Origin of the sequence: Burkholderia sp. SIMBA_062, from assembly GCF_046534765.1 — a bacterium.
Taxonomy (GTDB): Bacteria; Pseudomonadota; Gammaproteobacteria; order Burkholderiales; family Burkholderiaceae; genus Burkholderia; species Burkholderia ambifaria.
Genome location: NZ_JAWRYD010000020.1, coordinates 74,735 through 101,721, shown reverse-complemented (window position 1 = coordinate 101,721; position 26,987 = coordinate 74,735). Strand labels below are relative to the sequence as shown.

The 26,987-nt window shown below is 68.0% G+C and carries 24 protein-coding genes and 1 other RNA gene; 9 read left to right on the top strand and 16 right to left on the bottom strand.

Annotation, left to right across the window (positions count from 1 at the left end):
* Positions 1 to 9: 9 nt before the first annotated feature.
* Positions 10 to 1,464 (bottom strand): 23S rRNA (uracil(1939)-C(5))-methyltransferase RlmD, encoded by a 1,455-nt coding sequence (gene rlmD / locus SB786_RS22310; RefSeq protein WP_410729379.1) that lies wholly within the window; start codon positions 1,462 to 1,464, stop codon positions 10 to 12.
* Between the two features lie 146 nt (positions 1,465 to 1,610).
* Here rlmD and SB786_RS22305 point away from each other — a divergent pair, with 146 nt between their 5' ends.
* Positions 1,611 to 2,465 carry an endonuclease/exonuclease/phosphatase family protein gene (locus SB786_RS22305; RefSeq protein ID WP_410729378.1) on the top strand — a complete coding sequence of 285 codons (855 nt, stop codon included), beginning with the start codon at positions 1,611 to 1,613 and terminating at the stop codon, positions 2,463 to 2,465.
* A 27-nt stretch (positions 2,466 to 2,492) separates the two neighbouring features.
* Here the strand turns inward: SB786_RS22305 and SB786_RS22300 are convergent, their stop codons facing one another.
* The 10 genes from SB786_RS22300 to ffs form a co-directional block, all read right to left on the bottom strand.
* The gene (locus SB786_RS22300) at positions 2,493 to 3,269 is read right to left on the bottom strand and encodes a 3'-5' exonuclease (protein WP_410729377.1); all 777 of its coding nucleotides are present in this window, start codon (positions 3,267 to 3,269) and stop codon (positions 2,493 to 2,495) included.
* 3 nt (positions 3,270 to 3,272) lie between these two features.
* Positions 3,273 to 4,358 (bottom strand): RNA polymerase sigma factor RpoS, encoded by a 1,086-nt coding sequence (gene rpoS / locus SB786_RS22295; protein ID WP_006761418.1) that lies wholly within the window; start codon positions 4,356 to 4,358, stop codon positions 3,273 to 3,275.
* Between the two features lie 11 nt (positions 4,359 to 4,369).
* Complete coding sequence (locus SB786_RS22290) at positions 4,370 to 5,257, bottom strand: peptidoglycan DD-metalloendopeptidase family protein (RefSeq protein WP_410729376.1); 888 nt, start codon at positions 5,255 to 5,257, stop codon at positions 4,370 to 4,372.
* A 5-nt stretch (positions 5,258 to 5,262) separates the two neighbouring features.
* Positions 5,263 to 6,210 carry a protein-L-isoaspartate(D-aspartate) O-methyltransferase gene (locus SB786_RS22285; protein WP_410729375.1) on the bottom strand — a complete coding sequence of 316 codons (948 nt, stop codon included), beginning with the start codon at positions 6,208 to 6,210 and terminating at the stop codon, positions 5,263 to 5,265.
* Entirely contained in the window at positions 6,207 to 6,968 is a 762-nt protein-coding gene (surE, locus tag SB786_RS22280) for a 5'/3'-nucleotidase SurE (RefSeq protein WP_410729374.1), read from the bottom strand. Before surE ends, SB786_RS22285 begins: the two co-directional genes overlap by 4 nt.
* Before the next feature lie 207 nt (positions 6,969 to 7,175).
* Positions 7,176 to 8,381 carry a CaiB/BaiF CoA transferase family protein gene (locus SB786_RS22275; RefSeq protein ID WP_410729373.1) on the bottom strand — a complete coding sequence of 402 codons (1,206 nt, stop codon included), beginning with the start codon at positions 8,379 to 8,381 and terminating at the stop codon, positions 7,176 to 7,178.
* Positions 8,382 to 8,428: 47 nt separating this feature from the next.
* Positions 8,429 to 9,025: a recombination mediator RecR gene (gene recR / locus SB786_RS22270; RefSeq protein ID WP_006755697.1), complete on the bottom strand. Its 597-nt coding sequence runs from the start codon at positions 9,023 to 9,025 to the stop codon at positions 8,429 to 8,431.
* 40 nt (positions 9,026 to 9,065) lie between these two features.
* The gene (locus SB786_RS22265; protein ID WP_006755698.1) at positions 9,066 to 9,392 is read right to left on the bottom strand and encodes a YbaB/EbfC family nucleoid-associated protein; all 327 of its coding nucleotides are present in this window, start codon (positions 9,390 to 9,392) and stop codon (positions 9,066 to 9,068) included.
* Between the two features lie 94 nt (positions 9,393 to 9,486).
* Entirely contained in the window at positions 9,487 to 11,925 is a 2,439-nt protein-coding gene (locus SB786_RS22260; RefSeq protein ID WP_410729372.1) for a DNA polymerase III subunit gamma/tau, read from the bottom strand.
* Positions 11,926 to 12,052: 127 nt separating this feature from the next.
* An RNA gene (ffs, locus tag SB786_RS22255) (signal recognition particle sRNA small type) lies at positions 12,053 to 12,151 on the bottom strand.
* A 411-nt stretch (positions 12,152 to 12,562) separates the two neighbouring features.
* Between ffs and trxA the strand changes: the two genes are divergently transcribed.
* From trxA to SB786_RS22215, 8 genes are all read left to right on the top strand, one after another.
* A complete protein-coding gene (gene trxA, locus SB786_RS22250; protein WP_006402348.1) occupies positions 12,563 to 12,889 on the top strand; it encodes a thioredoxin TrxA in 327 nt (108 codons plus the stop codon).
* A 194-nt stretch (positions 12,890 to 13,083) separates the two neighbouring features.
* Complete coding sequence (gene rho / locus SB786_RS22245) at positions 13,084 to 14,346, top strand: transcription termination factor Rho (protein WP_006753675.1); 1,263 nt, start codon at positions 13,084 to 13,086, stop codon at positions 14,344 to 14,346.
* A gap of 129 nt (positions 14,347 to 14,475) precedes the next feature.
* A complete protein-coding gene (locus SB786_RS22240; protein ID WP_410729371.1) occupies positions 14,476 to 14,976 on the top strand; it encodes a MerR family transcriptional regulator in 501 nt (166 codons plus the stop codon).
* Positions 14,973 to 16,529, top strand: a complete 1,557-nt coding sequence (locus tag SB786_RS22235) for an MFS transporter (protein WP_410729370.1) — start codon at positions 14,973 to 14,975, stop codon at positions 16,527 to 16,529. The genes SB786_RS22240 and SB786_RS22235 overlap by 4 nt, the downstream gene beginning before the upstream one ends.
* A 38-nt stretch (positions 16,530 to 16,567) precedes the next feature.
* On the top strand, positions 16,568 to 17,401 hold the full coding sequence (locus SB786_RS22230; RefSeq protein WP_410729369.1) for a zinc-dependent peptidase: 834 nt from the start codon (positions 16,568 to 16,570) through the stop codon (positions 17,399 to 17,401).
* 155 nt (positions 17,402 to 17,556) lie between these two features.
* Positions 17,557 to 17,820, top strand: coding sequence for a type B 50S ribosomal protein L31 (locus SB786_RS22225; protein WP_006761151.1), 264 nt, complete (start codon positions 17,557 to 17,559; stop codon positions 17,818 to 17,820).
* 216 nt (positions 17,821 to 18,036) lie between these two features.
* Entirely contained in the window at positions 18,037 to 19,794 is a 1,758-nt protein-coding gene (locus tag SB786_RS22220; protein ID WP_410729368.1) for an ArnT family glycosyltransferase, read from the top strand.
* Positions 19,795 to 19,796: 2 nt separating this feature from the next.
* Entirely contained in the window at positions 19,797 to 21,152 is a 1,356-nt protein-coding gene (locus SB786_RS22215) for an MATE family efflux transporter (protein ID WP_410729367.1), read from the top strand.
* Positions 21,153 to 21,167: 15 nt separating this feature from the next.
* Here the strand turns inward: SB786_RS22215 and lipA are convergent, their stop codons facing one another.
* The 5 genes from lipA to SB786_RS22190 form a co-directional block, all read right to left on the bottom strand.
* Complete coding sequence (gene lipA, locus SB786_RS22210) at positions 21,168 to 22,133, bottom strand: lipoyl synthase (protein WP_410729366.1); 966 nt, start codon at positions 22,131 to 22,133, stop codon at positions 21,168 to 21,170.
* A gap of 2 nt (positions 22,134 to 22,135) precedes the next feature.
* Positions 22,136 to 23,251, bottom strand: a complete 1,116-nt coding sequence (locus SB786_RS22205) for an acetoin dehydrogenase dihydrolipoyllysine-residue acetyltransferase subunit (RefSeq protein WP_410729365.1) — start codon at positions 23,249 to 23,251, stop codon at positions 22,136 to 22,138.
* A gap of 4 nt (positions 23,252 to 23,255) precedes the next feature.
* Positions 23,256 to 24,260: an alpha-ketoacid dehydrogenase subunit beta gene (locus SB786_RS22200; protein WP_006758343.1), complete on the bottom strand. Its 1,005-nt coding sequence runs from the start codon at positions 24,258 to 24,260 to the stop codon at positions 23,256 to 23,258.
* A gap of 68 nt (positions 24,261 to 24,328) precedes the next feature.
* On the bottom strand, positions 24,329 to 25,312 hold the full coding sequence (locus tag SB786_RS22195) for a thiamine pyrophosphate-dependent dehydrogenase E1 component subunit alpha (protein ID WP_006758344.1): 984 nt from the start codon (positions 25,310 to 25,312) through the stop codon (positions 24,329 to 24,331).
* A gap of 98 nt (positions 25,313 to 25,410) precedes the next feature.
* Positions 25,411 to 26,469: an ATP-NAD kinase family protein gene (locus tag SB786_RS22190; RefSeq protein ID WP_410729364.1), complete on the bottom strand. Its 1,059-nt coding sequence runs from the start codon at positions 26,467 to 26,469 to the stop codon at positions 25,411 to 25,413.
* Positions 26,470 to 26,987: the final 518 nt, after the last annotated feature.

Sequence of the window (26,987 nt, the reverse complement as noted above, 5' to 3'; positions counted from 1 at the left end):
CCCGCCCGCTCAGTCGCGCTCGAACAGCGCGATCGATTCGACGTGCGACGTATTCGGGAACATGTTCACGACCCCTGCGCCCTTCAGGCGGTAACCGGCCTCGTGCACGAGCAGGCCGGCGTCGCGCGCGAGCGTCGACGGGTTGCACGACACGTAGACGATCCGCTTCGGCAGCGGGCCTTCGCCGCTCTGCGCGATTTCGGCCAGCGCCTTCGACACCGCAAGCGCGCCTTCACGTGGCGGGTCGACCAGGAACTTGTCGAATGCGCCGAGCGCACGGAGGTCGTCGCCCGTCACTTCGAACAGGTTCCGGCACGCGAACGTCGTGTGGCCATCGACACCGTTTTCGCGCGCATTCGCCAGCGCGCGCGTCGTCAGCGTTTCGCTGCCTTCGATGCCCATCACCTCGCGCGACAGTCGCGCGAGCGGCAGCGTGAAGTTGCCGATCCCGCAGAACAGGTCGAGCACGCGATCGTCGCGCGACGGCGCGAGCAGGCGCAGCGCGCGGCCCACCAGCACGCGGTTGATCTGATGGTTGACCTGCGTGAAGTCGGTCGGCTTGAACGGCATGCGGATACCGAACTCCGGCAGCGTGTAGTCGAGCGGTACGTCGAGCGGATAGAACGGCGTCACCGTGTCCGGGCCCTTCGGCTGCAGCCAGAACTGCACCTTGTGCTCGTCCGCGAACGCGCGCAGCAGCGCTTCGTCGTCCGCATTGATCGGCTCCAGCACGCGCAGCACCAACGCCGTGACTTGCGAACCGACCGCGAGTTCGATCTGCGGCATCCGGTCGCGGATCGACAGCCCCTCGACCAGCCGGCGCAGCGGCACGAGCATTGCGGACACATGCGGCGGCAGCACTTCGCAGCTCGTCATGTCGGCGACATAGCTGCTCTTCTTTTCGTGGAACCCGACCAGCACGCCGCCCTTCTTCGCGACGTTGCGCACGGTCAGGCGCGCACGGTAGCGGTAGCCCCACGACGGGCCATGGATCGGCGCGAACACCGTCTCGGGGCGCAGCTTCGACAGGTGCCACAGGTTGTCCTCCAGCACCCGCTGCTTGATCGCCACTTGCGCGCGCATGTCGAGGTGCTGCATCGAGCAGCCGCCGCAGGTGCCGAAGAACGCGCATTTCGGCTGCGTGCGCAGCACGCTCGGGCGCAGGATGTCGACCACGGTCGCCTGCTCGTAGCTCGGCTTGCGACGGTAGCTCGAATACGTCACGCGCTCGCCGGGCAGCGCGCCTTCGACGAAGATGACCTTGCCCGGCGTGCCGTCCTCGGTCACCGTGCGGCCGACACCGCGCGCTTCCATGTCGAGCGATTCGATCTCGAGAACCGGGGCAGGCCCGGGCGCGACGGGCGCATTTTTCGATTTGCGCGCAGAAGTGGGGACGGCTTCGGACACCAGCTTTTCCTGACAAACGTTGAAGAAGGCGAGATTGTAGACGACGACAGCCCGCATCGCCCGCTTTCATGGCGCCCGTGTCGATACGAATGCATCCACCGCGCCGCATGATGCACAAAGGGCCCGCGGCGCGGCGTCTTGCCAGCCAACCGGCGGCACAAGTTCTGCTCGCAAGAGGCTCTCTGCTCGCAGGAGATTCGACCATGCGACTGATCGACTGGAACGTTCAATGGGGTCGGGACGCGGACGGCGTCGTCGACCTCGCGGGCACCATTGCCGCCGGCCGCCGGCTCGGCGACTTCGACGTGCTGTGCCTGCAGGAAGTCACGCGCGGCTTCGGCGCGCTGCCCGGCCAGCCGGGCCCCGACCAGTTCATCGAATTGGCGGCGTTGCTGCCCGGCTATACGATCGTCGAGGCGATCGGCGCCGACCTGCCGGCACTCGAACCCGGCGCGCCGCGCCGGCAGTTCGGCAATGCGATCGCGACACGGCTGCCGGTCGGACGCGTGCTGCGCCAGTTGCTGCCGTGGCCGGCCGACGCCGGCGGGCCGTCGATGCCGCGCGTCGCGCTGGACGTCGAGCTGACGACGCCATCAGGCGCGCTGCGGATCGTCACGACGCACCTCGAATTCTATTCGGCGCGCCAGCGACTCGCACAGGTCGATGCGATGCGCGCCCGGCACCGCGAAGCCTGCGCCCACGCCGACCAGCCCGCCCCGGCGGAGAACGCCACGGGACCGTTCACCGCGACCGGCCAGCCGCGCGACGCGATCATCTGCGGCGATTTCAATAGCGCGTTCGGCAGCGATGCGTACCGGCGCCTGCTGGAGCCGATCGCGGACGCGCCGTCGTTCGTCGATGCCTGGGTCGCCCGGCACCCGGGCCAGACGCCGCCGCCGACCGCCGGCGTCTACGACACGGCGCAATGGTCGGATGGGCCGCTCGCGTGCGATTTCGTGTTCGTGACCGACACGTTGCTGCCGCGCGTCACGCGCTGCGAGATCGATGGCGACGTGCGCGCGTCGGATCACCAGCCGGTCGTGCTCGAACTCGATTGATCGCGGCCGCGACGCGGGCCGCCCGCGTCACGCGTCGAAGCCGGCCAGGTATTCGGCCCAATGCGACGCGGGCTCCTGCGCAAGCGAATTCTTCACGAGCAGGATCTCGTCCGCATATTCGCTCGGTGTCAGGCCGCCGCGCATCAGCTGGAACCGGCAATACAGCAGGTAAGTGTTGACGACGTCGGTTTCGCAGTAGTTGCGGATTTCCTCGATCCGCCCTTCCTGGAACGCCGGCCACACCTGGCTGCCGTCCATCCCCAGCTTGCCCGGAAAGCCGCACAGCTTCGCGAGCGCGTCGAGCGGCGCGTTCGCGCGCGCCTGATACATCGCGAGTACGTCCATCAGATCGGTATGCCGCGAGTGATAGCGCGCGATGTAGTTGTTCCACTTGAATTCGCGGTCGTCCTCGCCCAGGTCCCAGTAGCGCGTCGCGGGAATCCCGTGCACGAGCGCACGGTAATGGAGCACCGGCAGATCGAAGCCGCCGCCGTTCCACGACACGAGCTGCGGCGTGTATTTCTCGATCACGCGGTAGAACGACTGGATCAGCGTCGCTTCGGTGTCCTGCGGCGTGCCCAGCGAGCGCACACGGAAACCGTTGTTGTCGCGGAACACGCAGGAAATCGCCGCGATGCGCTGCAGGTGATGCGGCAGGAAATCGCCGCCGGTCTTCTCGCGGCGCGCGGCGAACGCATGTTCGGCCACCGCGGCATCGTCGAGCGTCGCGGGCAGATCTTCAAGACGGCGAATGCCGTCGACATCGGGAATGGTCTCGATGTCAAAAACGAGAATCGGAGTCATCAGTTACAGAACGGCGTCCTTGCGCACGCCATTGGAGGCAAAGAACCGCTTGAGGCGCACCAGTGCTTCCTGCTGGATCTGCCGCACGCGCTCGCGCGTGAGCCCCATCTCGTCGGCCAGCTCCTCGAGCGTGGCCGGTTCGATGTGGTTCAGCCCGAAGCGGCGCTCGATCACATGGCGGTGCTTGTCGGACAGCCGTGACAGCCACGCGCGCGTGAGCGTCTCGAGTTCGCGGTGCTGCACCTCGGCGTCGGGCGACTGGCTCTGGTCGTCGGGCAGCAGGTCGAGCAGGCTGCTCGCGGGATCGAGGTCGAGCGGTGCGTCGAGCGATGCGGTGTGCTCGTTGAGCGCGAGGATGTCGGTGACTTCCTCGGCGGTCTTGCCGGTGAGATAGGCGATGTCGTCGATGCTGGCTTCGCGGCGCTCGGCCGCCTCGCCCGTCGACATCGAATTCTTTTCGAGGTGGCGCTTCGCGCGCAGCACCTGGTTCAGCTCGCGGATCACGTGCACGGGCAGGCGCACGGTGCGCGCCTGGTTCATGATCGCCCGCTCGATGCTCTGGCGGATCCACCACGTCGCATAGGTCGAGAAGCGAAAGCCGCGCGTCGGATCGAATTTCTCGATCGCGTGCATCAGGCCGAGGTTGCCTTCCTCGATCAGGTCGAGCAGCGGCACGCCGCGGTTCAGGTAACCCTTCGCGATACTGACGACGAGACGCAGGTTGCGCTCGATCATCACCTGCCGCGCCTCGAATTCGCCGGCCTTCGCGAGACGCGAATAGCGCTGCTCCTCCTCGACGGTCAGGAGCGGCTTCACGCTGATGCGGTTCAGGTAATGCTGGATCGTGTCGGCCGTGAGCTCGGCCTGCAGCAATGCGCGGAAATCGTCGACATCGGGAGCCGCTTCCGTACGGCCTTCGCGCTCGCCGTCGCCGTCCGCTTCGGCGTCGCTTGCCTCGATATCACGTTCGTTTTCCGCGACGTCGTCTTCGTCGTCCTTCGAAGCGCCAGCTCGCTCCACCGATGCTTGCGTGGCACGACTGATCTTCTCAGACTCGGCTTGCGGCTCGTGGCGCTTCGATTTCGGCATGGTCGTCTCGGTTATTGAGGCGGCAAATACTTCAGCGGATCGACAGGTTTACCCTGCCGGCGAACCTCGAAATGCAGCATCACGCGGTCGGCATCGCTGTTACCCATCTCGGCGATCTTCTGCCCCTTCGTCACCGCGTCCCCCTCTTTTACCATCAAAGCGCGATTATGTGCATACGCCGTGAGGTAAGTTGCATCGTGTTTGATGATAATGAGGTTGCCGTAGCCACGCAGGCCATTGCCCGAGTAGACGACGCGGCCATCGGCCGCCGCCTTCACGGGTTCACCCGACGTGCCGCCGATATTGACACCCTTGTTCTTCGCGTCGTCGAAACCGTTCAGCAGCGGGCCGCGCACGGGCCATGCAAACGTCACGGGGCCGCTCGGCGCTGCTGCCGCATCGCTCGATGCGGAGGCGGCAGCCGGCGGCGTGACCGCGGACGACGACGAGCCTGCGGCCGGCGTCGCGGGACCGCTGCTGAGCGGCGCGGTCGCGACGGCGGCGCCGCCGATCGGCGCGGCAACCTGCGAGCCGGCAACCGCGGCGCCGCCCGGCGGCGCGACGCGCAGCAGTTGATCGACTTCGATCTGGTTCGGGTTGGTCAGGTTGTTCCACGCGGCGATGTCGCGATAGTTCTGCCCGTTCTCGAGTGCGATCCGGTACAGCGTGTCACCCGGTTTCACCCGGTAGAAGCCGGGCGGCGGCGGGCCGAGCGGCACCGCCGGCTGCGCGGCAGCGGTCGTGCCGAGCGTTCCGGAGCGGTCGACGACGGGCGCGTTGTCGAGCCGCGTCGCACAGGCGGCCAGTAGCGTGGAGAATGCAGCCACACAGATCGCGCGCTGGGCGAACGTGAGCGGTTCCCTGGTTCGGTTGTTTTGCATCGCGCGCAACATACTCATCGGTTTCAAATCACTCCGGATTTTAAAGGGACAAAGAAAACGCGATCAAGCCGGGACTCTCGCCATTGCGCGGGCGCGACGCGCTCGACCAGCGTGAGCACCTGGTGCTGCCCGCTCTGCGCGCCGACCGGCGCGACGAGCCGCCCGCCGATCGCGAGCTGCTCGAGCAGCGCCTGCGGCACGTCGAGCCCCGCCGCCGCGATCACGATCGCGTCGAACGGGGCTGCGGACGGCAGGCCGACACGCCCGTCGCCATAATGCAAACGGATGTTCGGCACGCGCAGCGGCCGCAGGTTCAGCTTCGCGCGCTCGTAGAGCGGCTTGATGCGTTCAATCGAATACACGTCGCGCGCCACGTGACTCAGCACCGCGGCCTGGTAGCCGCACCCGGTGCCGATCTCGAGCACGCGCTCGAGCGTGCGGCCGGCCATCGCGAGCTCGATCATGCGCGCGACGACCGACGGCTTAGAGATCGTTTGCTGGTGGCCGATCGGCAACGCGGCATCCTCATAGGCCTGCGTCGCGAGCCCCGGATCCACGAACATGTGGCGCGGCACCGCGGCCATTGCATCCAGCACGCGCGCGTCGGTCACGCCGTTCGCGCGCAGGCGTTCGACCATGCGCTCGCGCACACGTTCCGAGGTCAGCGCGAACGCGCCGGCAGGCGCGACGCTCGGCGCGGCCGGCTTCGGCGAGGCCGGCTTCGGCATCGCGGGCTTCAGCACGGTCGGCTTCGGTGCGGTCGCAGGCTTGGCGGCGCCCGTGCCGGGCAGCGCGCGGGCGGCGCCCGTCTTCGCCACCGGCTTGAGCACGGCAGCGGGCTTGTCGGCGGCCTTCGGCACCGCGATCGCCGCATGGCGTTCACCGGACCCGGACCGGACTTCCGATTTGCGTGGCGCTCGCTTGAGATCTTCGAGCGCGAGCGGGAACCGCTTCGCGCGCTCGCCGCTCATGAAGCCCGCCCGCCTACGCGCGCCCATTCGCGCGTTGCAGGCAGCATTTGCGTATGCGTGAGATCGAGCTGCAGCGGTGTGATCGACACGAAACCGTTTGCGACGGCGTGGAAATCGGTACCTTCGCTCGCGTCCAGCGCCGCACCCGCGGCACCGATCCAGTAAACCGGCTCGCCGCGCGGGTCGGTCTGGCGAATCACCGGCTGCGACGGGTGACGCTTGCCGAGGCGCGTGACCTTCCAGCCCTTCAGTTCGTCGTACGGCAGATTCGGAATATTGACGTTCAGCAGCGGCTGACCGGGTAGCGGATGCGCGAGGTAATGCTCGACGATTTCCGCGGCGACGCGCGCGGCGTCGGCCAGATGCGCCCAGCCCTTGTCGGCCAGCGAGAACGCGATGGCCGGCACGCCGAACATGATGCCTTCGGTGGCGGCCGCAACTGTCCCTGAATAGAGGGTGTCTTCGCCCATGTTCTGGCCGTTGTTGATCCCCGACACGACGAGGTCCGGACGCTCGTCGGCCATCCCCGTCAACGCGACGTGCACCGAGTCGGTCGGCGTGCCGTTCACGTAGAAGAAACCCGTATTCGTCGCGCGCTGCACCGACAGCGGCCGCGACAGCGTGAGGGAATTCGACGCGCCGCTGCAGTTCTGCTCGGGTGCGATCACGGTGAGGTCGGCCAACGGCCGCAGCGCGTCGCTGAGCGCGGCGAGACCGGGGGCGAGATAGCCGTCGTCGTTGCTGAGTAGGATTCGCATCCGGCGATTGTAACCGAGGAAAGATGGCGCGAGAGCGACAGTCCGGCGGCGTCTGACGGGCCCGCACGCAGCTCGCGCATGCGGTGCGCCGCCGCACTGCGCGGCGGCGTTCCGCACACTCGGGAAAACGCGCGGCCACCCGTAGTCAGCCACCCGGAAGAAAGTCCCGTCGGGAAAACCCGGCGCGCGTCGCCGGGCTCGGGACGCTCAGATCGCGCCGGCCTCGCGCAGCGCGGCGATCGCCTGCGCATCGTAGCCGAGGCCGCGCAGCACCTCGTCCGTGTGCTCGCCGAGTTCGGGCCCGAGCCAGCGCGTTTCGCCCGGCGTGCCGGACAGCTTCGGCGTGACGTTCGGCAGCGGAATGTCGGTGCCGTCGGCCAGCTTGAAACGCTGGATCATCTGTCGCGCGACGAACTGCGGATCGGTGAACATGTCGGCGGCGCTGTAGATGCGCCCTGCCGGCACGTCGGCCGCGTTGAGCACGGCCAGCGCGTCGTCGATCGTGCGCGGCGCGAGCCACGCGGCGATCGCGTCGTCGATTTCCTGCGTGCGCGGCACGCGTCCGTCGTTGCGTGCGAGTGCGGGATCGTCCGCGAGGTCGTCGCGCTCGATCGCCTTCATCAGCCGCTTGAAGATCGGGTCGCTGTTGCCGCCGATCACGATGCTGCCGTCGCGACACGCGTAGGTGTTCGACGGCACGATGCCCGGCAGCGACGCGCCGGTGCGCTCGCGCACCATCCCGTACACGCCGTATTCGGGCACCACGCTTTCCATCATGTTGAATACCGCTTCATACAGCGCAACGTCGACCACCTGCCCCGCGCCGCCATTCACGTTGCGGTGATGGAGCGCCATCAACGCGCCGATCACGCCGTGCAGCGCGGCGATCGAGTCGCCGATCGAGATGCCGATGCGCGGCGGCGGCAGATCCGGATAGCCGGTGATGTGACGCAATCCGCCCATCGATTCGGCGATCGCGCCGAAGCCGGGCCGGTCGCGGTACGGGCCCGTCTGCCCGTAGCCGGACAGGCGCACCATCACGAGACCGGGGTTGTCGGCCGACAGGATGTCGTAGCCGAGGCCGAGCTTCTCGAGCAGGCCGGGGCGAAAGTTTTCGACCACGATGTCGGCCTCGCGCGCGAGCTGCCGCGCGATCGCCCTGCCGGCATCGGATTTCAGGTTGAGGGTGACCGATTTCTTGTTGCGGGCCTGGACCGACCACCACAGCGACGTGCCGCCCTGCTCCGGATGCAGCTTGCGCCACTTGCGCAGCGGGTCGCCGCCGTTCGGATCCTCGATCTTGATCACTTCCGCGCCGAATTCGGCCAAGAGGCGCGACGCGAACGGCCCCGCGATCAGCGTCCCGAATTCGAGCACTTTGACGCCCGCGAGCGGGCCCTGACTGGTGCTCATGTGTCTCCCTGACATGAGGACGGCGCCGCTCGCCGGCGGCGCCCCGCTTACATCGTGCGGCGGTCGAGCATCGCGCGGGCGATGGTGCCCGCGTCGACGTATTCGAGCTCGCCGCCGACCGGCACGCCGCGCGCGAGGCGCGTGACCGCGAGCCCGCGCGCCTTCAGCGTCTGGCCGAGGTAGTGCGCGGTGGCTTCGCCCTCGTTCGTGAAGTTGGTCGCGAGCACGACCTCCTTGACGACGCCGTCGGACGCGCGCCGCACGAGGCGGTCGAAATGGATTTCCTTCGGGCCGATCCCGTCGAGCGGGCTCAGCCGCCCCATCAGCACGAAATACAGCCCGCGGTACGTCATGGTCTGTTCGAGCATGATCTGGTCGGCCGGCGTCTCGACGACGCACAGCAGCGTCGGATCACGCTCGTCGTCGCTGCACACCTCGCAGATCTGCGCTTCCGTGAACGTGTTGCACTTCTCGCAGTGCTGCAGGTGCTCGGTCGCGAACAGCAGCGACCGGCCGAGCCGCTCCGCGCCCTCCCGATCGTGCTGCATCAGGTGGTACGCCATGCGCTGCGCGGATTTCGGCCCGACGCCGGGCAGGACACGCAGCGCCTCGACGAGCGCGGACAGGGCGGACGGCTGTTTCATACGGCGGCTGGAGGCTGAACGGGCTGAACGGACGCTGCGCTCAGAACGGCAGCTTGAAACCCGGGGGCAGCGGCAGGCCCGACGTCATGCCGCTCATCTTCTCCTGCGACGTCGCTTCGGCCTTGCGGACGGCATCGTTGAACGCGGCCGCGACCAGATCCTCGAGCATGTCCTTGTCGTCCGCGAGCAGGCTCGGGTCGATCGCCACGCGACGCACTTCGTTGCGGCACGTCATCGTCACCTTGACGAGGCCGGCGCCCGACTGCCCTTCGACTTCGATCTGCGCAAGCTGCTCCTGCATCTTCTTCATGTTTTCCTGCATTTGCTGCGCTTGCTTCATCAGTCCGGCGAGGTTGCCTTTCAACATGGGAATACTCCTTCTTGATCGTGTGAAAACCGGCACGCGGCGCATGCCGGTCAATGTGTGCGGGCGTGATTGTGCCTGTCGCGGTGCGATTCGTTCAATGCAGCGTCGGCGGCGCGCCGTCCGGCGCCGAATCGGCGAGCGGCCGCACCGAGCCTTCGACGATACGCGCGCCGAAATCACGGACGAGTTGCTGGACGAACGGATCGCCGTGGATCTCCTGCTCGGCCTCGCGCTGGCGTGCCGCACGTGCAGCCGCATCGAGCGCTGCCGCGGTGCGCCGTGCGGGCCCGACCTCGACCGCGACCTCGACAGGCTTGCCGAGCGCGTCGGCCAGCGCGGCCTTCAGCTTCGCGACCTGTGCGGCGTCCGCATACTGCGGCACCGGGACGGACAGTTTCAACGTCGTCGCGTCGACCGCCGTCAGCTCGCTGTTGAACGCAAGCTGATACGCGACGCCCTTCAGCGGCAACCGTGCGGCCAGCGCCGGCCATTCGCCGTCGAAGCCGATCGGATCGAGCGCGATCGCGGGCGGCAGCGGGCGCGTGTCGACCGGTGCGGACGGACGGGCCTCCGCCGGCTTCGGCGCAATGCGCACGTCGTCGGGGCCGCTGTCGAATACCGGGACGAAACCGTCGTCGGCCGCACCGCCGAACATCTCGTCGGCGCTGAGCGGCACGTATTCGTCCGGCGGAATGTCTTCCCACGGCGGCGGCGCCTGGCGCGTGTCGGCTGCCTGCGGTGCGCGAGCCGCCGCACGCGGCGTCGGCACCTGCACGGCAGGACGCGACGGCGCCGGTTTGTCGACGGCCGGCTGGGCCGCGGCCGGCTTCGGCGCGGCGTCCGCCCGCGAGCGGTCGGACGACACGCGCATGCCGGCATTGCGCAGCACGTCGAGGGCGGCAGCTGCACCGCCGCGGGCCGACGGGCGCGCGGCCGGCGTGGCTGGCGTGGCTGGCGTGGCCGGTGTGGCCGGTGTGGCCAGCGTGGCCGGCGTGGCACGCGGCGCCGGTTCGGCAGGCGCTGCAGGTTCGTCGATGCGCTTGGCGGCGGCAGGCGGTTCAGGTTCGTCGCGCACGGTCGGCGGCGCATCGCTCGCCGGTGCCGCCTGAGGCGCCGGGTTCGCTTGCGGCTGCGGTGCGGCCGGCGCTTCGGCTGCAGCCGCTGCCGGTGTCGCGACAGGCGTCACGGCCGACGAAGCCGCCGCATCGCCGGACTGGACCGGCGACGGACGCGCGGCGGGCGCGACCGGAGCGGCAGCCTGCGGGCGTACGGCCTCCGCGGCGGCGGGCGGTGCGGCTGCCGCTGGCGGCTTGGGTGCCGGTGCCGCTACGGGTACCGCTGCCGACTTGGGCGCCGCAGCCGACACAGCAGCAGCGGTCGCACGCGGCGCGGGCGCGGCGACGGCACGCGGCACGGCCGGCTGCCCCCCCGGCGCGCTGCCGGCGCCGACGGCCGGCTCGAACGCGAGCATCCGCAGCAGCGTCATCGTGAAGCCGGCGTATTCGTCCGGCGCAAGGCCGAGCTCCGCGCGTCCGACCGTCGCGATCTGATAGAACAGCTGAACCTGCTCGGGACTCAGCGCCTCCGCGAAGCGGCGCAGGTCGGCCGCTTCCGGCCATTCCTCGAGCACCGAGCCCGGCGCGAACTGCGCCCATGCGATCCGGTGCAGCAGGCTCGCGAGATCCTGCAGCGCGGTGGAAAAGGACAAGCTGCGCAGCGACATCTCGTCGGCGATCGCGAGGATCTCCGGGCCGTTGCCGGCCGCGAGCGCATCGAGCAGGCGCACCATGTAGGTCTGGTCGAGTGCGCCGAGCATGCCGGACACCGCCGATTCGGTCACTTCGTTCGCCGAATAGGCGATCGCCTGGTCGGTCAGCGACAGCGCATCGCGCATGCTGCCCTGCGCAGCGCGCGCGAGCAGGCGCAGCGCCTGCTGCTCGAACGAGATCCGCTCTTCGCCGAGGATCCGCTCGAGATGCGACACGATGTGCCCGGCCGGCATCTGCTTCAGGTTGAACTGCAGACAGCGCGACAGCACGGTGACGGGAATCTTCTGCGGATCGGTCGTCGCGAGGATGAACTTGACGTGCGGCGGCGGCTCCTCGAGCGTCTTCAGCATCGCGTTGAACGCGTGGTTCGTCAGCATGTGCACTTCGTCGATCATGTAGACCTTGAAGCGCGCATCGACGGGCGCGTACACCGCGCGCTCGAGCAGCGCGGCCATCTCGTCGACGCCGCGGTTGCTCGCCGCGTCCATCTCGACGTAGTCGACGAAGCGGCCTTCGTCGATCTCGCGGCACGCGCGGCACACGCCGCACGGCTGCGACGTGACGCCGGTTTCACAGTTGAGCGCCTTCGCGAAGATCCGCGACAGCGTCGTCTTGCCGACGCCGCGGGTTCCGGTAAACAGATAGGCGTGATGGAGACGCCCGCCGTCGAGCGCGTGCGTGAGCGCCCTGACGACGTGCTCCTGGCCGACGAGCGAAGCGAAATCCTTCGGACGCCACTTGCGTGCGAGAACTTGATAGGTCATCAGGAAATTGTATCAGTAACGCTGCGTCGCGCCGACACGCGAAACGGTGCGGAAAACGAGCAACGCGCAGGAAAAACGGAGAATGACGCAGAAATAAAAAACGCCCAACGAACGGGGCGAGAAGAAAGGTGACGAGCCCAACCCTCGGCACTGGCAGAAAACGATTGTGGCTGCTTCGTTCCCGACCTGACCAGGTTCACCGCCCCACCATGCGAGGAGGCCCGTCACGGCATATTCTATCACCGCTTGCGGCCGAATGCGACCGTTTGTTCGCGACAATGCGAGCGATCGAGCAAACCGGCGCGTGCATGGGCGCGTGAAGCCGGGGCGAGCACGCAGTGAATGACCGCGGCTCTTGTATTTTGCATGCCGGCCTCCACCTTCGGAACACAACGGTCGAACGGCGCGTCGTACCCCTACTCGCGTAGCGGCTACTATCGCCGCCCGCAGCAGATAGCAATTTAGGCTAATATGACGCCCGAACGACCCGCGACCCGCGAGCCGCGCCATGCAGCGCCTGCGCCCTTCCTTCCGGAGAGCGGAGTGACCTGCCGCAGCGGCCGGCAGCCGTCAGGCCGCCGGAGCGCCGCAACGCGCCAAAGCAGGCAGTCCCCGAACCGTAAGAGGTATTGACCCAATGAGCGAACAGATCAAACACATCAGCGACGCATCGTTCGAACAGGACGTCGTCAAATCCGACAAGCCCGTGCTCGTCGACTTCTGGGCCGAATGGTGCGGCCCGTGCAAGATGATCGCCCCGATCCTCGACGAAGTCGCGAAGGACTACGGCGACAAGCTGCAGATCGCGAAGATCAACGTCGACGACAACCAGGCGACGCCCGCGAAGTTCGGCGTGCGCGGCATCCCGACGCTGATCCTGTTCAAGAACGGCGCGGCCGCTGCGCAGAAGGTCGGCGCGCTGTCGAAGTCGCAGCTCACCGCATTCCTGGACAGCCACCTGTAATACGGGCCGTTCCTCGGACGTGTTGTCAACCGACAACACGTCCGCCGCCAAGCCGCCGATCGGCCGCTCAGGCACGAATCAGCGTATGCTAGAATCAAAAAACGTCTACAAGACGCATTAAGTCTCAGAGCGCCTCCGCTCGCCCTCCTCCCATATTTCTTTTCGTCGCATCTCCTCCCTGGCGGGTTCTCCGTATGCATTTATCCGAGCTCAAGTCTTTGCACGTGTCCGAACTGATCGAAATGGCCAATGGCCTGGAGATCGAAAACGCGAACCGCCTGCGCAAGCAGGAGCTGATGTTCGCCATTCTCAAAAAGCGCGCCAAGACGGGAGAGACGATCTTCGGCGACGGCACGCTCGAAGTACTCCCGGACGGCTTCGGCTTCCTGCGCTCGCCGGAAATGTCGTACCTCGCGAGTACCGACGACATCTATATCAGCCCGTCGCAGATTCGCCGCTTCAACCTGCACACCGGCGACACGATCGAAGGTGAAGTCCGCACGCCGAAGGACGGCGAGCGCTACTTCGCGCTGGTGAAGGTCGACAAAGTCAACGGGCAGCCGCCCGAGGCCTCGAAACACAAGATCATGTTCGAGAACCTCACGCCGCTGCACCCGAACAAGCCGCTGGCGCTCGAACGCGAGATGCGCGGCGAAGAGAACGTCACGGGCCGCATCATCGACATGATCGCGCCGATCGGCAAGGGCCAGCGCGGCCTGCTGGTCGCGTCGCCGAAGTCGGGCAAGACCGTGATGCTCCAGCACATCGCACACGCGATCAAGCAGAACCACCCGGACGTCGTGCTGTTCGTGCTGCTGATCGACGAGCGCCCCGAAGAAGTGACCGAAATGCAGCGCTCGGTCGCCGGCGAAGTCATCGCGTCCACGTTCGACGAACCGGCCACGCGTCACGTGCAGGTCGCCGAAATGGTGATCGAGAAGGCCAAGCGCCTCGTCGAAATGAAGCACGACGTCGTGATTCTGCTCGACTCGATCACGCGTCTCGCACGCGCTTACAACACCGTGATCCCGGCGTCGGGCAAGGTGCTGACGGGCGGCGTCGACGCGAACGCACTGCAGCGCCCGAAGCGCTTCTTCGGCGCGGCGCGCAACATCGAGGAAGGCGGCTCGCTGACGATCATCGGCACCGCGCTGATCGAAACCGGCAGCCGCATGGACGACGTGATCTACGAAGAGTTCAAGGGCACCGGCAACATGGAAGTGCACCTGGAGCGCCGCCTCGCGGAAAAGCGCGTCTATCCGTCGATCAACCTGAACAAATCGGGCACGCGTCGCGAAGAAATGCTGATCAAGCCCGAGATCCTTCAAAAGATCTGGGTGCTGCGCAAGTTCATCCACGACATGGATGAAGTCGAGGCCATGGAATTCCTGCTCGACAAGATCCGTCAGACGAAGAGCAACTCCGAGTTCTTCGACCTGATGCGCCGCGGCGGCTGATCGCCCTCGCCCGCACGAACGGCCGCCCGCGCGTTTCGCCCGGCGGCCGTTTTTTCAGCCCAACCTGTACGTGAACGTACAGGTTGATCTATAATCGCGCCATCGCCCCGACCGACGCCCCCCACCCCCATGCCGAACGATGCCTCCACCTCACTGCTGACCGTGAGCGACGCCGCGTCGCGGCTCGGCGTCACGCCGCGCACGCTGAAGTATTACGAGGAGCGCGGACTCGTCACGCCGTCGCGCAGCGGCGGCCGCTATCGCCTTTACGATGAAGCCGATCTCGAGCGCTTCGCCCGCATCCTGCGGCTGCGCGCACTCGGCTTTTCGCTGCATGGCATCACCGAGATGCTCAAGCGTCCGCTGGAAGAAACGGGCGACGGCCGGCGCCGCTATTCGGACGCGTCGCTGCGCGACATCCGCACGGGCCTCGCCGAGCAGATCGACACGCTCGACCAGCGGATCGCGGCCGTCCAGCGCGAACTGAAGGAAGCCGTCGCGTTGCGCAAGGAACTGCAGCACGACATCGACTACATCGAGCGGCGGCTCGCGGGAGAAAATCCCGACGCGCTGATCGCGCAGCGGCAGGCCGAAGCCGGCACGCGCCGCGCGCGCAAGGACCGGGAATGAACGTCGCGCCCGGTCGCTCGCCGCTGTGGAGCCGCGCGAACCTGCGCGCCGACCTCTTCCCGTGGGCACTCGCGCTCGTCACCGGCATCGACTACTTCGACAACGCGGCCTTCTCGTTCTTCGCGAGCTACATCGCAGGCGGCATCAACGCGTCGCCCGACGAACTCGTGTGGTCATCCAGCGCCTATGCGGTCACGGCCGTGCTCGGCATCCTGCAGCAGCAATGGTGGGTCGACCGGCTCGGACATCGCCGCTACGTCGCCGGCTGCATGCTGATGTTCTCGTTCGGCGCGATCGCGGCGGCATTCGCCGACACGTCGCTCGAGCTCGCGTTCGCGCGCGGCTTCCAGGGCTACTTCATCGGCCCGATGATGGGTGCGTGCCGGATCCTGATCCAGATCAGCTTCAAGCCGCAGGAGCGGCCGCCCGCCACGCGCGCGTTCCTGATCATGATCCTGCTCGGCAGCGCGCTCGCGCCGATCGTCGGCGGGTTGCTCGTCGCGCATTCGACGTGGCGCGCGCTGTTCGCGTGCACGGCGCCCGCGGGTATCGCGTTCGCAATCCTCGCCCTCCTCACGCTGCCCGATTCGGGCAGGACGCCCGACGACGGGCGCGGCTCCGGACATTTCTGGCCGTACATCGTGTTCGCGCTCGCGCAAGGCGCGCTGCAGATCGTGCTGCAGCAGGTGCACTACCAGCTCTACAGCGGCTCGCCGATGCTGATCATGCTGACGTTCGCCGGTGTGGGCGCGCTCGCGTGGTTCGCCTATCACCAGTGGCACCATCCGACACCCCTCGTGCGGCTGCATGCGTTTCGCGAGCGCACGTTCCAGGTCGGATTGCTGCTGTACATGTTCTATTACTACGAGTCGACCGGCTTCAGCTACCTGACCTCCCGCCTGCTTGAAAGCGGGCTCGGCTATCCGGTCGAGAACGCCGGGCGCCTGGTCGGCACGATGTCGCTGATCTCGGCGACCGCGCTGTTCGCGTACCTGCGCTATGCGAAGCACGTCACGCGCAAGAAATGGTTCGTGGTGCCGGGTTTCGCGATCGCGATCGCCGCCGCGCTGTGGATGACGCGGATGACGCCGCAGGCCGGCGAGGCCGCCCTGATCGGCCCGCTGCTGCTGCGCGGGCTGCTGTTGCTGTTCATCGTGCTGCCGGTCGCGAACCTGACGTTCCGCATCTTCGCGATCGACGAATACACGCACGGCTACCGGCTGAAGAACATCGTGCGGCAACTGACGATCTCGTTCGCGACGTCGTCGGTGATCATCGTCGAGCAGCACCGGCTGGCCCTGCATCAGACGCGGCTCGTCGAGCGCGCGAACGTGTTCGATCCGCTGTTCCAGCAGACCGTCGACGCCCTCACGCGCAGCTATGCGGCAGCCGGCCCTGCACTGAACGACGCGCACGCCCTCGCGATCGCGTCGATCGCGCGGATGGTCGCGCAACAGGCGTCGTTCCTCGCGTCGCTCGACGGTTTCCATTTCCTCGCGGGCGTCGCGCTCGTCGGCGGCCTCTTCGCGGCATGGCAAAAAGAGATCGATTGAGTTAAAAGACAGGCTTTGGATATTCCGCCGCTGCCTCCATGCTCTCGAAACTGACCCGCTGGTTCGACGACCGCCGCCGCGACCGCGCGCTGCGCAGCCATCCGATTGCCGATGCGTTGTGGCAGGACACCGTGGCGCGCCTGCCGTTTCTCGACGCGCTGACGCCCGCCGACCTGGGCCGGCTGCGCGAACTCACGAGCCTGTTCATCGCGAAGAAATCGTTTTCGACCGCGCACGGGCTCGAGCTGACCGACGAGATGATCGTCGCGATCGCCACGCAGGCGTGCCTGCCCGTGCTGAATCTGGATTTGTCGCTGTACGACGGCTGGATCGGCGTCGTCGTGTATCCGGGGGAATTCGTGATCCGCAAGACCGTGCAGGACGAGGACGGCGTCGTCCATGAAGTCGAGCAGGACGCGAGCGGCGAAGCGTGGGAAGGCGGCCCGGTGATCCTGTCCTGGGAAGACGCGCAGATGACGGACGGCCGCGACGCATACAACGTCGTGATCCACGAGTTCGCGCACAAGATCGACATGGTCAACGGCGAGGCCGACGGCTATCCGCCCCTTTTTCGCCGCTGGCACGCGCCGCACCTCGACGCGCAGGCCTGGGCCGACGTGTTCGAGCATGCGTACGACCAGTTCTGCGCACGCGTCGATGCGGTGCCGGACCGTGCGTGGGCGCGCTTCGAGCGGGAATCGCTGATCGATCCGTATGCGGCCGACCACCCGTCGGAATTCTTCGCGGTGTGCAGCGAAGCGCTGTTCGTGCGGCCACGGGCATTCGAGTCAGAATTTCCGGAGCTGTACCGGCTGCTCGCGCGCTACTACCGGCAGGATCCGGCCCGCACGGGCGCCCTCGGCGCGGGATGAAAATTATTCGTCAACCATCTGATTTTCTGGCATAATCGCCGTTTTTCGACCTTAGGCAAGTGGCTCGCGCCGGGCTTGGCGTCGTCTGGCAGCGCAATTTTGCGCTCCGACACGGCAAGCGGCGGGTTGGCTACCGCTCTCACCAAGGAAAGACCATGAAAGAAGGCATTCACCCGAACTACCGCGAAGTCGTCTTCCAAGACATGTCGAACGGCTTCAAGTTCATCACGCGCTCGACGATCCAGACGCGTGAAAACATCGAGCTCGACGGCAAGACCTACCCGCTCGCCAAGATCGAAGTGTCGTCGGAATCGCACTCGTTCTACACCGGCCAGCAAAAGATCATGGACACGGCAGGCCGTGTCGAGAAGTTCAAGAACAAGTTCGGCGCACGCGCCAGCGGCAAACTCGCGAAGTAAGCTTCGCGCCGCATCCGGTGGTTGCAACGCACCGGTATCGCACAAAAGGGCAGCCCAGGCTGCCCTTTTTTGTCTCTGCTCGCCCGGCAACCGCCGGCCGGCGCCCCGAGGAACCCCCTGACGCGCAGCATCCGGCACGTCTACAATGCCGGATGCTAGAAACCGGCTCGACCGCGCGCGACCGCGCCGGCCGCCCATAACAAAACGCTCATCTGCATGAAGCCTGTCGTCCGTCTCACCGCCTCCGCCACGCGTGCGCTGCCGCGCTGGCTGCTGCTTACGCTCTGCCTCGTCTACGCGGCGTTCGGCCTGTTCGGCCGGGACCCGTGGAAGAACGAAGACGCGGCGGGCTTCGGCGTGATGTGGACGATGGCCACCGGCGGCTGGCACGACTGGCTGCTGCCGAACCTCGTCGGCAAGTTCATCACGACCGACGGGCCGCTCGGCTACTGGCTCGGCGCGCTGTCGATCCGCGCGCTGGCGCCGTGGGTCGACGCGAGCAACGCGTCGCGCGTCGACACGGGCCTGCTGTTCTGTGTCGCGTGCGCGTTCGTCTGGTACGCCGCCTACCTGCTCGGCCGGCGCGCCGAGGTCCAGCCGTTCAAATACGCATTCGGCGGCGAGCCGGAGCCGCGCGACTACGGTCGCACGCTCGCCGACGGCGCGCTGTTGATCCTCGTCGCATGCTTCGGGCTCGCGGAGCGCGGCCACGAAACGACGCCGCAGCTCGCCCAGTTCGCATGGATCGCGATGCTCGTGTACGGCATCGTGCGCGGCATCGACAAACCGATGCAGGGCGCGCTGTGGTGGGGGGTCGCGATGGGCCTCGTCGCCCTGTCCGGCAACCCCGTGCTCGTCGTCGCGCTGCTCGCCGGCACGGCCGCGCTGTGGCTCGTCACGCCGGAGATGCGCAACCTGCGCCTGCCGCTGATCGGCGTGCCGCTCGCGGCCGCGATCTCCGCGCTGTGGCCGCTCGCCGCCTTCAACGCGGCGCCCGACGACGCCGCGTGGTTCTTCAACCAGTGGATCCACGGCAGCCTGATGCGCTTCTCGGGCCCGCCGACCGCGGTGCTCGGTTATGCGGCGAAGAACCTGCCGCTCTTCACGTGGCCCGCGTGGCCGCTCGCGATCTGGGCCTGGTGGAGCTGGGCCGGCATGCGCCGCCGCGCGCACATCGCGATTCCGCTGTCGGTCGTCGTGCCGCTCGTCGCGCTCGTGATCCTGCAGAGCCAGCAGTCGAACCGCATGTACATGCTCCTGCTGCCGCCGCTCGCGGTGCTCGCCACCTTCGCGCTGCCCACGCTCAAACGCGGCGCGATCAACGCGATCGACTGGTTCGCGGTGCTGAGCTTCACGATCCTCGGCACCTTCGTGTGGCTCGTGTGGCTCGCGTCGCTCACCGGTTTCCCGCACCCGCTCGCGCGCAACCTCGCGCGCCTCGTGCCGGGCTACGAGCCGCACTTCAAGATCCTGTCGTTCATCTGCGCGGTGATCGTCACCGTGTGCTGGTGCCTGCTCGCACGCTGGCGCATCTCGCGCCAGCCAAAGGTGCTGTGGCGCAGCGTCGTGCTGTCGAGCGCGGGCACCACGCTGATGTGGGTGCTGCTGATGACGTTGTGGCTGCCGATCGTGAACTACGGCCGGACCTACAGCGACGTCGCGCAACAGATCGCATCGCATTTGCCGAAAGACTACGCGTGCATCTCGCCGGTGCGGCTCGGTGATGCGCAGATCGCGACCTTCGCGTACTTCGGCGACATGCACTTCGAATTCTCGGGCGAGTGCGACGTGATCCTGCGCCAGGACCGCGCGGACTTCGGCGAGCCGAGCGCGATGTCGCAATACGTGTGGCGTCTCGTGTGGGAAGGCCGCCGCGTGGCCGACCGCGACGAGCGCTTCCGCCTGTACGAGCGCATCGAGCGGCCGGCGACGCCCGTCAAGCGCCGTGGCCCGCGCCGCCGGACGGTCGATTGACGATGTTCGCCGACATCCGCCGGATCGTCGGTCTCGCATGGCCGGTGCTCGTCGGCCAGCTCGCGATCATCGCGTTCGGCGTGATCGACACGGCGATGGTCGGCCGCTACTCGGCCATCGACCTGGCCGCGCTCGGGCTCGGTTCGTCGATCTACGTGTCGATCTACATCGGGATGACGGGCATCCTGTCGGCGCTGCAGCCGATCACCGGGCAGCTGTATGGCGCCCGCCGCTACGCCGAGATCGGCGAGGAAGTCCGCCAGGCGCTGTGGCTCGCGCTGATGCTCGCGGTGCCCGGCTTCCTGCTGCTGCATTTTCCCGAACCGCTGCTGCACATCGCCCACGCGCCGCCCGCGCTGCACGAGCGCACCGTCGATTACCTGCGCATCCTGTCGTACGGGCTGCCGGCGAGCCTCGTGTTCCGGATCTACAACGCGCTGACCAACGCAGCCGGCAAGCCGCGCCTCGCGATGATCCTGCAGATCGGCGCGCTGCTGCTCAAGTTTCCGCTCAACGTATGGTTCATCTTCGGCGGGTTCGGCGTGCCGGCCCTCGGCGGCCCCGGTTGCGGGCTCGCGAGCACGCTGATCAACTGGGCGCTCGCGCTGATCGGCTTCACGCTGCTCGCGAAGCTCGACGTGTTCACGCCGCTCGCGATCTTCTCGCGCTTTTGCTGGCCCGTATGGGTGCGCCAGAAGGCGATCCTCAAGCTCGGCGTGCCGATGGGCCTGTCGTATCTGATCGAGGTCACGTCGTTCACCTGCATGGCGCTGTTCATCGCACAGTTCGGCACGACGACGCTCGCCGGCCATCAGATCGCCGGCAACATCAGCGCGGTGCTGTACATGACGCCGCTGTCGATCGGCGTCGCGGCATCGACGCTCGTCGCGCGTGCGCTCGGTGCCGGCCGTCCGGACGAAGCGCGCCTGCTCGGCCGGCACAGCGTGATGCTCGCGTGCGGGATCGCGGCCGCATACGGCGTGCTCGTGTTCACGCTGCGCCCGTTGATCGTCAGCGGCTACACGCCCAACCCGGCCGTGGTGGCCGCCGCGCTGCCGCTGGTCGCGATCGTCACCTGCTATCACTTCTTCGATGCGCTGCAGATCACGTCGGCATTCGTGCTGCGCGCGTACAAGGTCGCGGTCGTGCCGACCGTGATCTACGCGGTCGCGCTGTGGGGCGTCGGGCTCGGCGGCGGCTACGTGCTCGGCTTCGACATCGGCGGCATCGCACCGGCATGGCTGACCGGTGCGCGCGGCTTCTGGTTCGCGAACACGATCAGCCTGATGCTCGCCGGTGCGGGACTCGCCCTCTATCTGCGCCGCGTCAGCCGCGCGCAGCTGTCCGTCGGCGCCTGACCCACGGCGCGCGGCCTACGCGTCCTCCAGCACGTCGGCCGCGTGATACGACGACCGCACGAGCGGGCCGGCCACGACTTCCCTGAAACCGAGCGCCAGCCCCTCGGCGCGCCACGCCGCGAACGCGTCGGGGCTCACGTAGCGCCGCACCGGCAGATGGTGCGCGGACGGTGCGAGATACTGGCCGAGCGTCACTACGTCGACCTCGTGCGCACGCAGGTCGCGCAGGGTGTCGCGCACCTCGTCGTCGCGCTCGCCGAGCCCGAGCATCAATCCCGATTTCGTCACGAGCGTCGGCCGCGCGGCCTTCGCCCGTGCGAGCAGTTCGAGCGAGCCGCGATAGTCGGCGCCGGGCCGCGCCGCCCGGTACAGCGACGGCACCGTCTCGATGTTGTGATTGAACACGTCCGGCCATGCCGACGACAACGCATCGAGCGCACGGGGAACGCGGCCTCGGAAATCGGGCGTCAGCACCTCGACGCCGATGCCCGGCACGCTCGCGCGCACCGCCGCGATGCAGGCGGCGAAATGCGCGGCGCCGCCGTCGCGCAGGTCGTCGCGATCGACCGACGTGATCACCACGTAGCGCAGCCCGAGCGCCGCGACCGCGGCCGCGAGCCGCGCGGGCTCGCCGGGATCGAGCGGGTCGGGGCGGCCGTGCGCGACATCGCAGAACGGGCAGCGCCGCGTGCACAGCCCGCCCATGATCATGAAGGTCGCGGTGCGCTGCGCGAAGCATTCGCCGATGTTCGGGCACATTGCCTCCTCGCAGACGGAATGCAGCCGGTGATCGCGCAGCACGGCCGCCATGTCGGCGACCGCCCCGCTCATCATCGGCCGCGCCCGCAGCCACGGCGGCTTCGGCAGCGCCGCGCCGGCCGCGGGCTCGACGCGCACCGGAATGCGCGCGAGCTTGTCGCGGCTCCTCGCGCCCGGCTGGCCGAGCGCGGTGAGGCTGGGTCGTTCGAGCGCGGCGGCCATCGTCAGTCTCCGAGAAACGCGACGATCAGGCGGTTCACGTCGGCGGCCGCCTCCATCTGCACCATGTGACCGCTACCGGCAATCACCTCGGCCCGCACGCCATCCGGCAAGCCCTGCGCATGCTGCGCGGGAATCACCTGGTCGCGCTCGCCCCAGATCACCAGCGTGCGCGGCGCGAGCGACGCGACGCGGTCGCGGAACACGCGCCGCTGGGCCGCGCCGTCGAACGCGGCGTTCGCGATCTTCTCCAGTGCGGCCTGCACGCCTTCCAGGCGCTTGTACTTGACGAGGTCCTCGACCAGTTGCCGCGTGACGAGCGCGTGGTCCGCGAACAGCGCACCGAGGTGCGGCTTCAGCGTATTGCGGCTGTTGCCGGCGACGAAGCCGTCGATGTAGCCGCGGTTGATGTCGGCGCCGAGCCCGGCGCTCGCGATCAGCGTCAGGGACGCCACGCGTTGCGGCGCACGCTCGGCCGCCGCCATCGCGACCGCGCCGCCCATCGAATGGCCGATCAGGTGCGCGCGGTCGATATGCTGCGCGTCGAGCAGCGCGAGCACCGCATCGGCCAGTTCGTCGAGGCTGCCTGTGTCGACCGCCTTGCCCGATTCGCCGTGCCCGGGCAAATCGAGCGCCCACACGGGCCGGTGCGCGGCGAGTTCCGCATGGTTGAACAGCCAGTTGTTCAGGTCGCCGCCAAAGCCGTGGATCAGCACCGCGGGCGTGCCCGTGCCGTCGCCCAGCTTCAGGAACCGGATCGTGCGCCCGCCGATCTGCGCTTTCTCGGGCTGCGGGCCGCCGGCGTCGTCAGCGGCCGCGCTTGGCGTGAAATCGCGCTGGAATTCGGCGATCGCCGCATCGATGTCGGCATCGCTCGCGTCGGCCGCCGCCACCACGCCGAGCAGCGCACCGACCGGCAGCGTCTCGCCCTCCTGCGCGACCTGCCGGCGCAGCGTGCCGTCGAACGCGCACTCGACACCCGACGAGATCTTGTCGGTCTCGACGTCGAGCACTTCGTCGCCCTTCGTTACGCGCTCGCCGATTGCCTTGAGCCAGCCGTTGACCTGCCCCTGCTCCATCGACAGCCCCCACTTGGGCATCGTGATCATGTGAATCGACATCGTGTCAGCTCCTCGTCTTCAGTACCGCCTGCGCGATCGCGTCGGCGGACGGGATATACAGGTCTTCCAGCACACCGGCGAACGGCGCGGGCGTGTGCGGCGCGGTCACGAGCTCGATCGGCGCCTTGAGCGTCCGGAACGCGCGCTGTGCGACGAGCGCGGCGATGTCGGTCGCCATCGAGCAGCGCGGGTTCGCCTCGTCGACGACGACCACGCGGCCGGTGCGCGCCGCGCTTTCGAGGATCGTTTCCTCGTCGAGCGGCGACGTCGTGCGCAGGTCGATCACGTCGACCTGGATGCCGTCCTTCGCGAGCTTCGCGGCCGCGTCGGTCGCGAGATGCACCATGCGGCCGTACGTGACGATCGTCGCGTCGTCGCCTTCGCGCACGACGTTCGCCTCGCCGAACGGAATCGCATAGGATTCCTCAGGCACGTCGCCTTCACGCGTGTAGAGCAGCTTGTGTTCGAGGAAGATCACGGGATCGTCGTCGCGGATCGCCTGGATCAGCAGCCCCTTCGCGTCATAAGGCGTCGACGGGCACACGACCTTCAGCCCCGGGATGTGCGTAAACAGCGACGTGAGCATCTGCGAATGCTGCGCGGCCGCGCGCAGACCGGCGCCGTACATCGCGCGGATCACCACCGGCGTCACGGCCTTGCCGCCGAACATGTAGCGGAATTTCGCGGCCTGGTTGAAGATCTGGTCGAAGCACACGCCCATGAAATCGATGAACATCAGCTCCGCGACGGGCCGCATCCCGCATGCGGCCGCACCGACCGCCGCGCCGATGTAGCCACCCTCCGACAGCGGCGTGTCGAGCACGCGCCCCGGAAACTTGTGGAACAGCCCCTTCGTCACGCCGAGCACGCCGCCCCACGCGTCGTCCTCGCCCGGCGCACCCGCGCCGCCTGCATTGTCCTCGCCCATCACGATCACGCTGTCGTCGCGCGCCATCTCCTGCGCGAGCGCCTCGTTGATCGCCTGCGAATAAGTGATCTTCCTTGCCATGTCTGTCTCCTGGGATATTCGGTTCGCCGTGCCGGCCGCCAACTGAGGGCTGCCGTGTCACATCGCATTCACGGGTACGACACGTACACGTCGGCCAGCAAGTCGGCCGCGTCGGGCAGCGGCGCGGCCTTCGCCTGCGCGACCGCGTCGTCGATCAGCGTCTTCACCTGGGCATCGACGGCACGCAGCTCGTCGGTCGTCAGCGCTTCGGCGCGCACGACGCGCGTTTCGAAATGCTTCAGGCAGTCCTTCTCGTCGCGCAGCTTCTGCACTTCGCCCGGCGCGCGATAGGTCTGCGCATCGCCTTCGAAGTGGCCGAAGTAGCGCGTGAACTTCACCTCGACGAGCGTCGGGCCGCCGCCGCTGCGCGCACGTGCGACCGCCTCGCCGAGCGCCTCGTGGACCGCGAAGAAGTCGAAGCCGTCGACGATCACGCCGGGCATCCCGAAGCCGTTCGCGCGATCGGCGATGTTGTCGGTCGCGACCGACCAGCTCGACGCCGTCGCTTCCGCGTAGCCGTTGTTTTCGGCCACGAAGATCGCCGGCAGCCGCCACACCGACGCGAGGTTCATCGATTCGAAGATCACGCCCTGGTTCGACGCGCCGTCGCCGAAGAAGCACACGCCGACCCCGCCGGTCTTCTTGTGCCTGGCCGCGAGCGCCGCGCCGCACACGAGCGGGCCGCCCGCGCCAACGATCCCGTTCGCGCCGAGCATCCCCATCGACAGGTCGGCGATGTGCATCGAGCCGCCCTTGCCGTGGCAGACGCCCGTCTTCTTGCCGTAGATCTCGGCCATCATTCCGTGCACGTCGACGCCTTTCGCGATGCAGTGGCCGTGCCCGCGGTGCGTGGTCGCGACGTAGTCCTCGAGACCGAGGTGCAGCATCGTGCCGACCGCGGATGCCTCCTCGCCCGCATACAGGTGGACGAAGCCGGGGATTTCGCCGGTCGCGAACTCGACGTGCAGACGTTCCTCGAATTCGCGGATCGTGCGCATCAGCCGGTAGGCGTCCAGCAGCGTGTCCCTGCTGAGCTGTGTCGAAACGGTCATGTGTGTCTCCTGATAGGTCTGACTGCGAATGCCGCCGCGGCAACGCCCCGGCGACGGATTGCACGGCCTGCGGCCGTCGGTGAAACGTGAAGCTGCCGTCAGCCGCGCCACGCGCCGGCGTCGCGCAATACCTGACGCGACGACGCGTAACGCAGCGTGCGGGCCACATCGACGGTCAGCGGCCCGCGCCAGTCGAGCGCGATCTCGTAGCGATCGCCGCGCGCGACCTCGATCTCGCGCTCGCCGTCGAACGCGAGCGTGCCGCGCTCGAACGCGATCGTCTGCCACGCACCCGGCTCGAGCCGCTCGCAGCTGCGCATCACGACGCGATCGACGCGGCCGGGTGCGATCGGCGCGACGAGCGGCGTGCCGGCCGCCTGGCCGTCGGCGGCGAAGCGCATCGCGAGCCCGTGCGGCGCGCTGCGCTCGAGCGGCGCCCACGCGCCGCCGAGCGCGGACAGGCCGATGCCGTCCGGCTCCGCGAAGGTCAGGTACAGCGTGTCGATGTCGTCGGGCCCCGAGATCGCCCGCGCGCCGATGAAGCGCTGGCGTGCCGCGCACACGTCGACGAGCGCGATCTCCTCGCGCCCGGCGTTCGCGCCCGCCACGCCGCGCACGACGAGCCGCTTGTTGCGCACGAACGCAATCTCGGCCGGCACGGCGCCGGTCGCGGCGAGTCCTGCCGCGATGCCCGCGACGGTCGCCTCGCGATGTTCGGGAAACGCGTTGTTGGTGCCGGTGGACAGCGCGACGAGCGGCGTCGAGCCGCAGTGCGCGGCGACCGCGCGATGGGTGCCGTCGCCGCCGAGCACGACGATCAGCGCGACTTCCATCCGGCGCATGTAGGCCGCGCCCGCGTGCGTGTCGGCAACGGTGTCGGAGATCGGCAGGTCGACGAATTCGACGTCGGGCCAGCGTTCGTGCGGCGCGAGCGCGCGATGCGTATCGAGCGCTCGCATCAGCAGCGTCGCGATGCCCGTCTTGTCGCGCAGGGTCAGCACGCGCTCGACGCCCATCGCGCCGAGGCCGGCAAGCAGGCGCACGACCATGTTGGCTTTTTCCGCGGTCGGGAACACGGATGCATGCGTCGTCAGGCGGCGAATGTCGCGCCCCGATGCGGGGTTCGCGATCACGCCGACGGTCACGGGCGTCGTCACGGGCTTGTCTCCATCCAGTGGACCGGCGCTCGCGCACCGGCCCTTCATGTGTCGTCCGCCGCCATCGAGGGCAGCGGATCGTCGTCGCCGACGCGATTGCGCCGGCGTTGCCCGTCACATCTGCAAGCGGCGTGCCACCGCGTGTGCAATGTCCCCGGAACCCTTGTGGAGACTGGCTCCGCGGGGCGCGTACGTCACCGGCACCTGCGGCCGGCCAGCGCGAATCGGAGCGAAACAGGCCGCGCGTCTCACGTGGTGTATCTGTCGACACGCCGACTTCCACGCCGTGATCGTCATTGCCGTTGGGCCGGCAAGCCACGCGCATCGCGGCGTGGCACGCACCGCCGCGTTCCCCGCCGCCGTGTTGCCGGGTGTGTCTGCCCGTCTCAACTGCGCGAGACGGGCTGAGATGCCGGTGAGACGAACGTCTCATGCCGCGCGCGTGCTGCGATGCAATGTGATCCGCCGCCGCGGATGTGCTACAAGAGCATCGAAATCCCCGCCGTACGGAACCGGAG

What these genes read in the sequence shown, in the direction of transcription:
- SB786_RS22300 (WP_410729377.1), bottom strand. Translation starts at nt 3,269, where the DNA reads ATGACTCCGATTCTCGTTTTTGACATCGAGACCATTCCCGATGTCGAC.
- rlmD (WP_410729379.1), bottom strand. Translation starts at nt 1,464, where the DNA reads ATGCGGGCTGTCGTCGTCTACAATCTCGCCTTCTTCAACGTTTGTCAG.
- SB786_RS22235 (WP_410729370.1), top strand. Translation starts at nt 14,973, where the DNA reads ATGAACGTCGCGCCCGGTCGCTCGCCGCTGTGGAGCCGCGCGAACCTG.
- rpoS (WP_006761418.1), bottom strand. Translation starts at nt 4,358, where the DNA reads ATGCCGAAATCGAAGCGCCACGAGCCGCAAGCCGAGTCTGAGAAGATC.
- SB786_RS22305 (WP_410729378.1), top strand. Translation starts at nt 1,611, where the DNA reads ATGCGACTGATCGACTGGAACGTTCAATGGGGTCGGGACGCGGACGGC.
- SB786_RS22220 (WP_410729368.1), top strand. Translation starts at nt 18,037, where the DNA reads ATGAAGCCTGTCGTCCGTCTCACCGCCTCCGCCACGCGTGCGCTGCCG.
- SB786_RS22215 (WP_410729367.1), top strand. Translation starts at nt 19,797, where the DNA reads ATGTTCGCCGACATCCGCCGGATCGTCGGTCTCGCATGGCCGGTGCTC.
- recR (WP_006755697.1), bottom strand. Translation starts at nt 9,025, where the DNA reads ATGAAACAGCCGTCCGCCCTGTCCGCGCTCGTCGAGGCGCTGCGTGTC.
- rho (WP_006753675.1), top strand. Translation starts at nt 13,084, where the DNA reads ATGCATTTATCCGAGCTCAAGTCTTTGCACGTGTCCGAACTGATCGAA.
- trxA (WP_006402348.1), top strand. Translation starts at nt 12,563, where the DNA reads ATGAGCGAACAGATCAAACACATCAGCGACGCATCGTTCGAACAGGAC.
- SB786_RS22230 (WP_410729369.1), top strand. Translation starts at nt 16,568, where the DNA reads ATGCTCTCGAAACTGACCCGCTGGTTCGACGACCGCCGCCGCGACCGC.
- SB786_RS22240 (WP_410729371.1), top strand. Translation starts at nt 14,476, where the DNA reads ATGCCGAACGATGCCTCCACCTCACTGCTGACCGTGAGCGACGCCGCG.
- SB786_RS22205 (WP_410729365.1), bottom strand. Translation starts at nt 23,251, where the DNA reads ATGTCGATTCACATGATCACGATGCCCAAGTGGGGGCTGTCGATGGAG.
- surE (WP_410729374.1), bottom strand. Translation starts at nt 6,968, where the DNA reads ATGCGAATCCTACTCAGCAACGACGACGGCTATCTCGCCCCCGGTCTC.
- SB786_RS22265 (WP_006755698.1), bottom strand. Translation starts at nt 9,392, where the DNA reads ATGTTGAAAGGCAACCTCGCCGGACTGATGAAGCAAGCGCAGCAAATG.
- SB786_RS22225 (WP_006761151.1), top strand. Translation starts at nt 17,557, where the DNA reads ATGAAAGAAGGCATTCACCCGAACTACCGCGAAGTCGTCTTCCAAGAC.
- lipA (WP_410729366.1), bottom strand. Translation starts at nt 22,133, where the DNA reads ATGGCCGCCGCGCTCGAACGACCCAGCCTCACCGCGCTCGGCCAGCCG.
- SB786_RS22200 (WP_006758343.1), bottom strand. Translation starts at nt 24,260, where the DNA reads ATGGCAAGGAAGATCACTTATTCGCAGGCGATCAACGAGGCGCTCGCG.
- SB786_RS22260 (WP_410729372.1), bottom strand. Translation starts at nt 11,925, where the DNA reads ATGACCTATCAAGTTCTCGCACGCAAGTGGCGTCCGAAGGATTTCGCT.
- SB786_RS22275 (WP_410729373.1), bottom strand. Translation starts at nt 8,381, where the DNA reads ATGAGCACCAGTCAGGGCCCGCTCGCGGGCGTCAAAGTGCTCGAATTC.
- SB786_RS22195 (WP_006758344.1), bottom strand. Translation starts at nt 25,312, where the DNA reads ATGACCGTTTCGACACAGCTCAGCAGGGACACGCTGCTGGACGCCTAC.
- SB786_RS22290 (WP_410729376.1), bottom strand. Translation starts at nt 5,257, where the DNA reads ATGAGTATGTTGCGCGCGATGCAAAACAACCGAACCAGGGAACCGCTC.
- SB786_RS22285 (WP_410729375.1), bottom strand. Translation starts at nt 6,210, where the DNA reads ATGAGCGGCGAGCGCGCGAAGCGGTTCCCGCTCGCGCTCGAAGATCTC.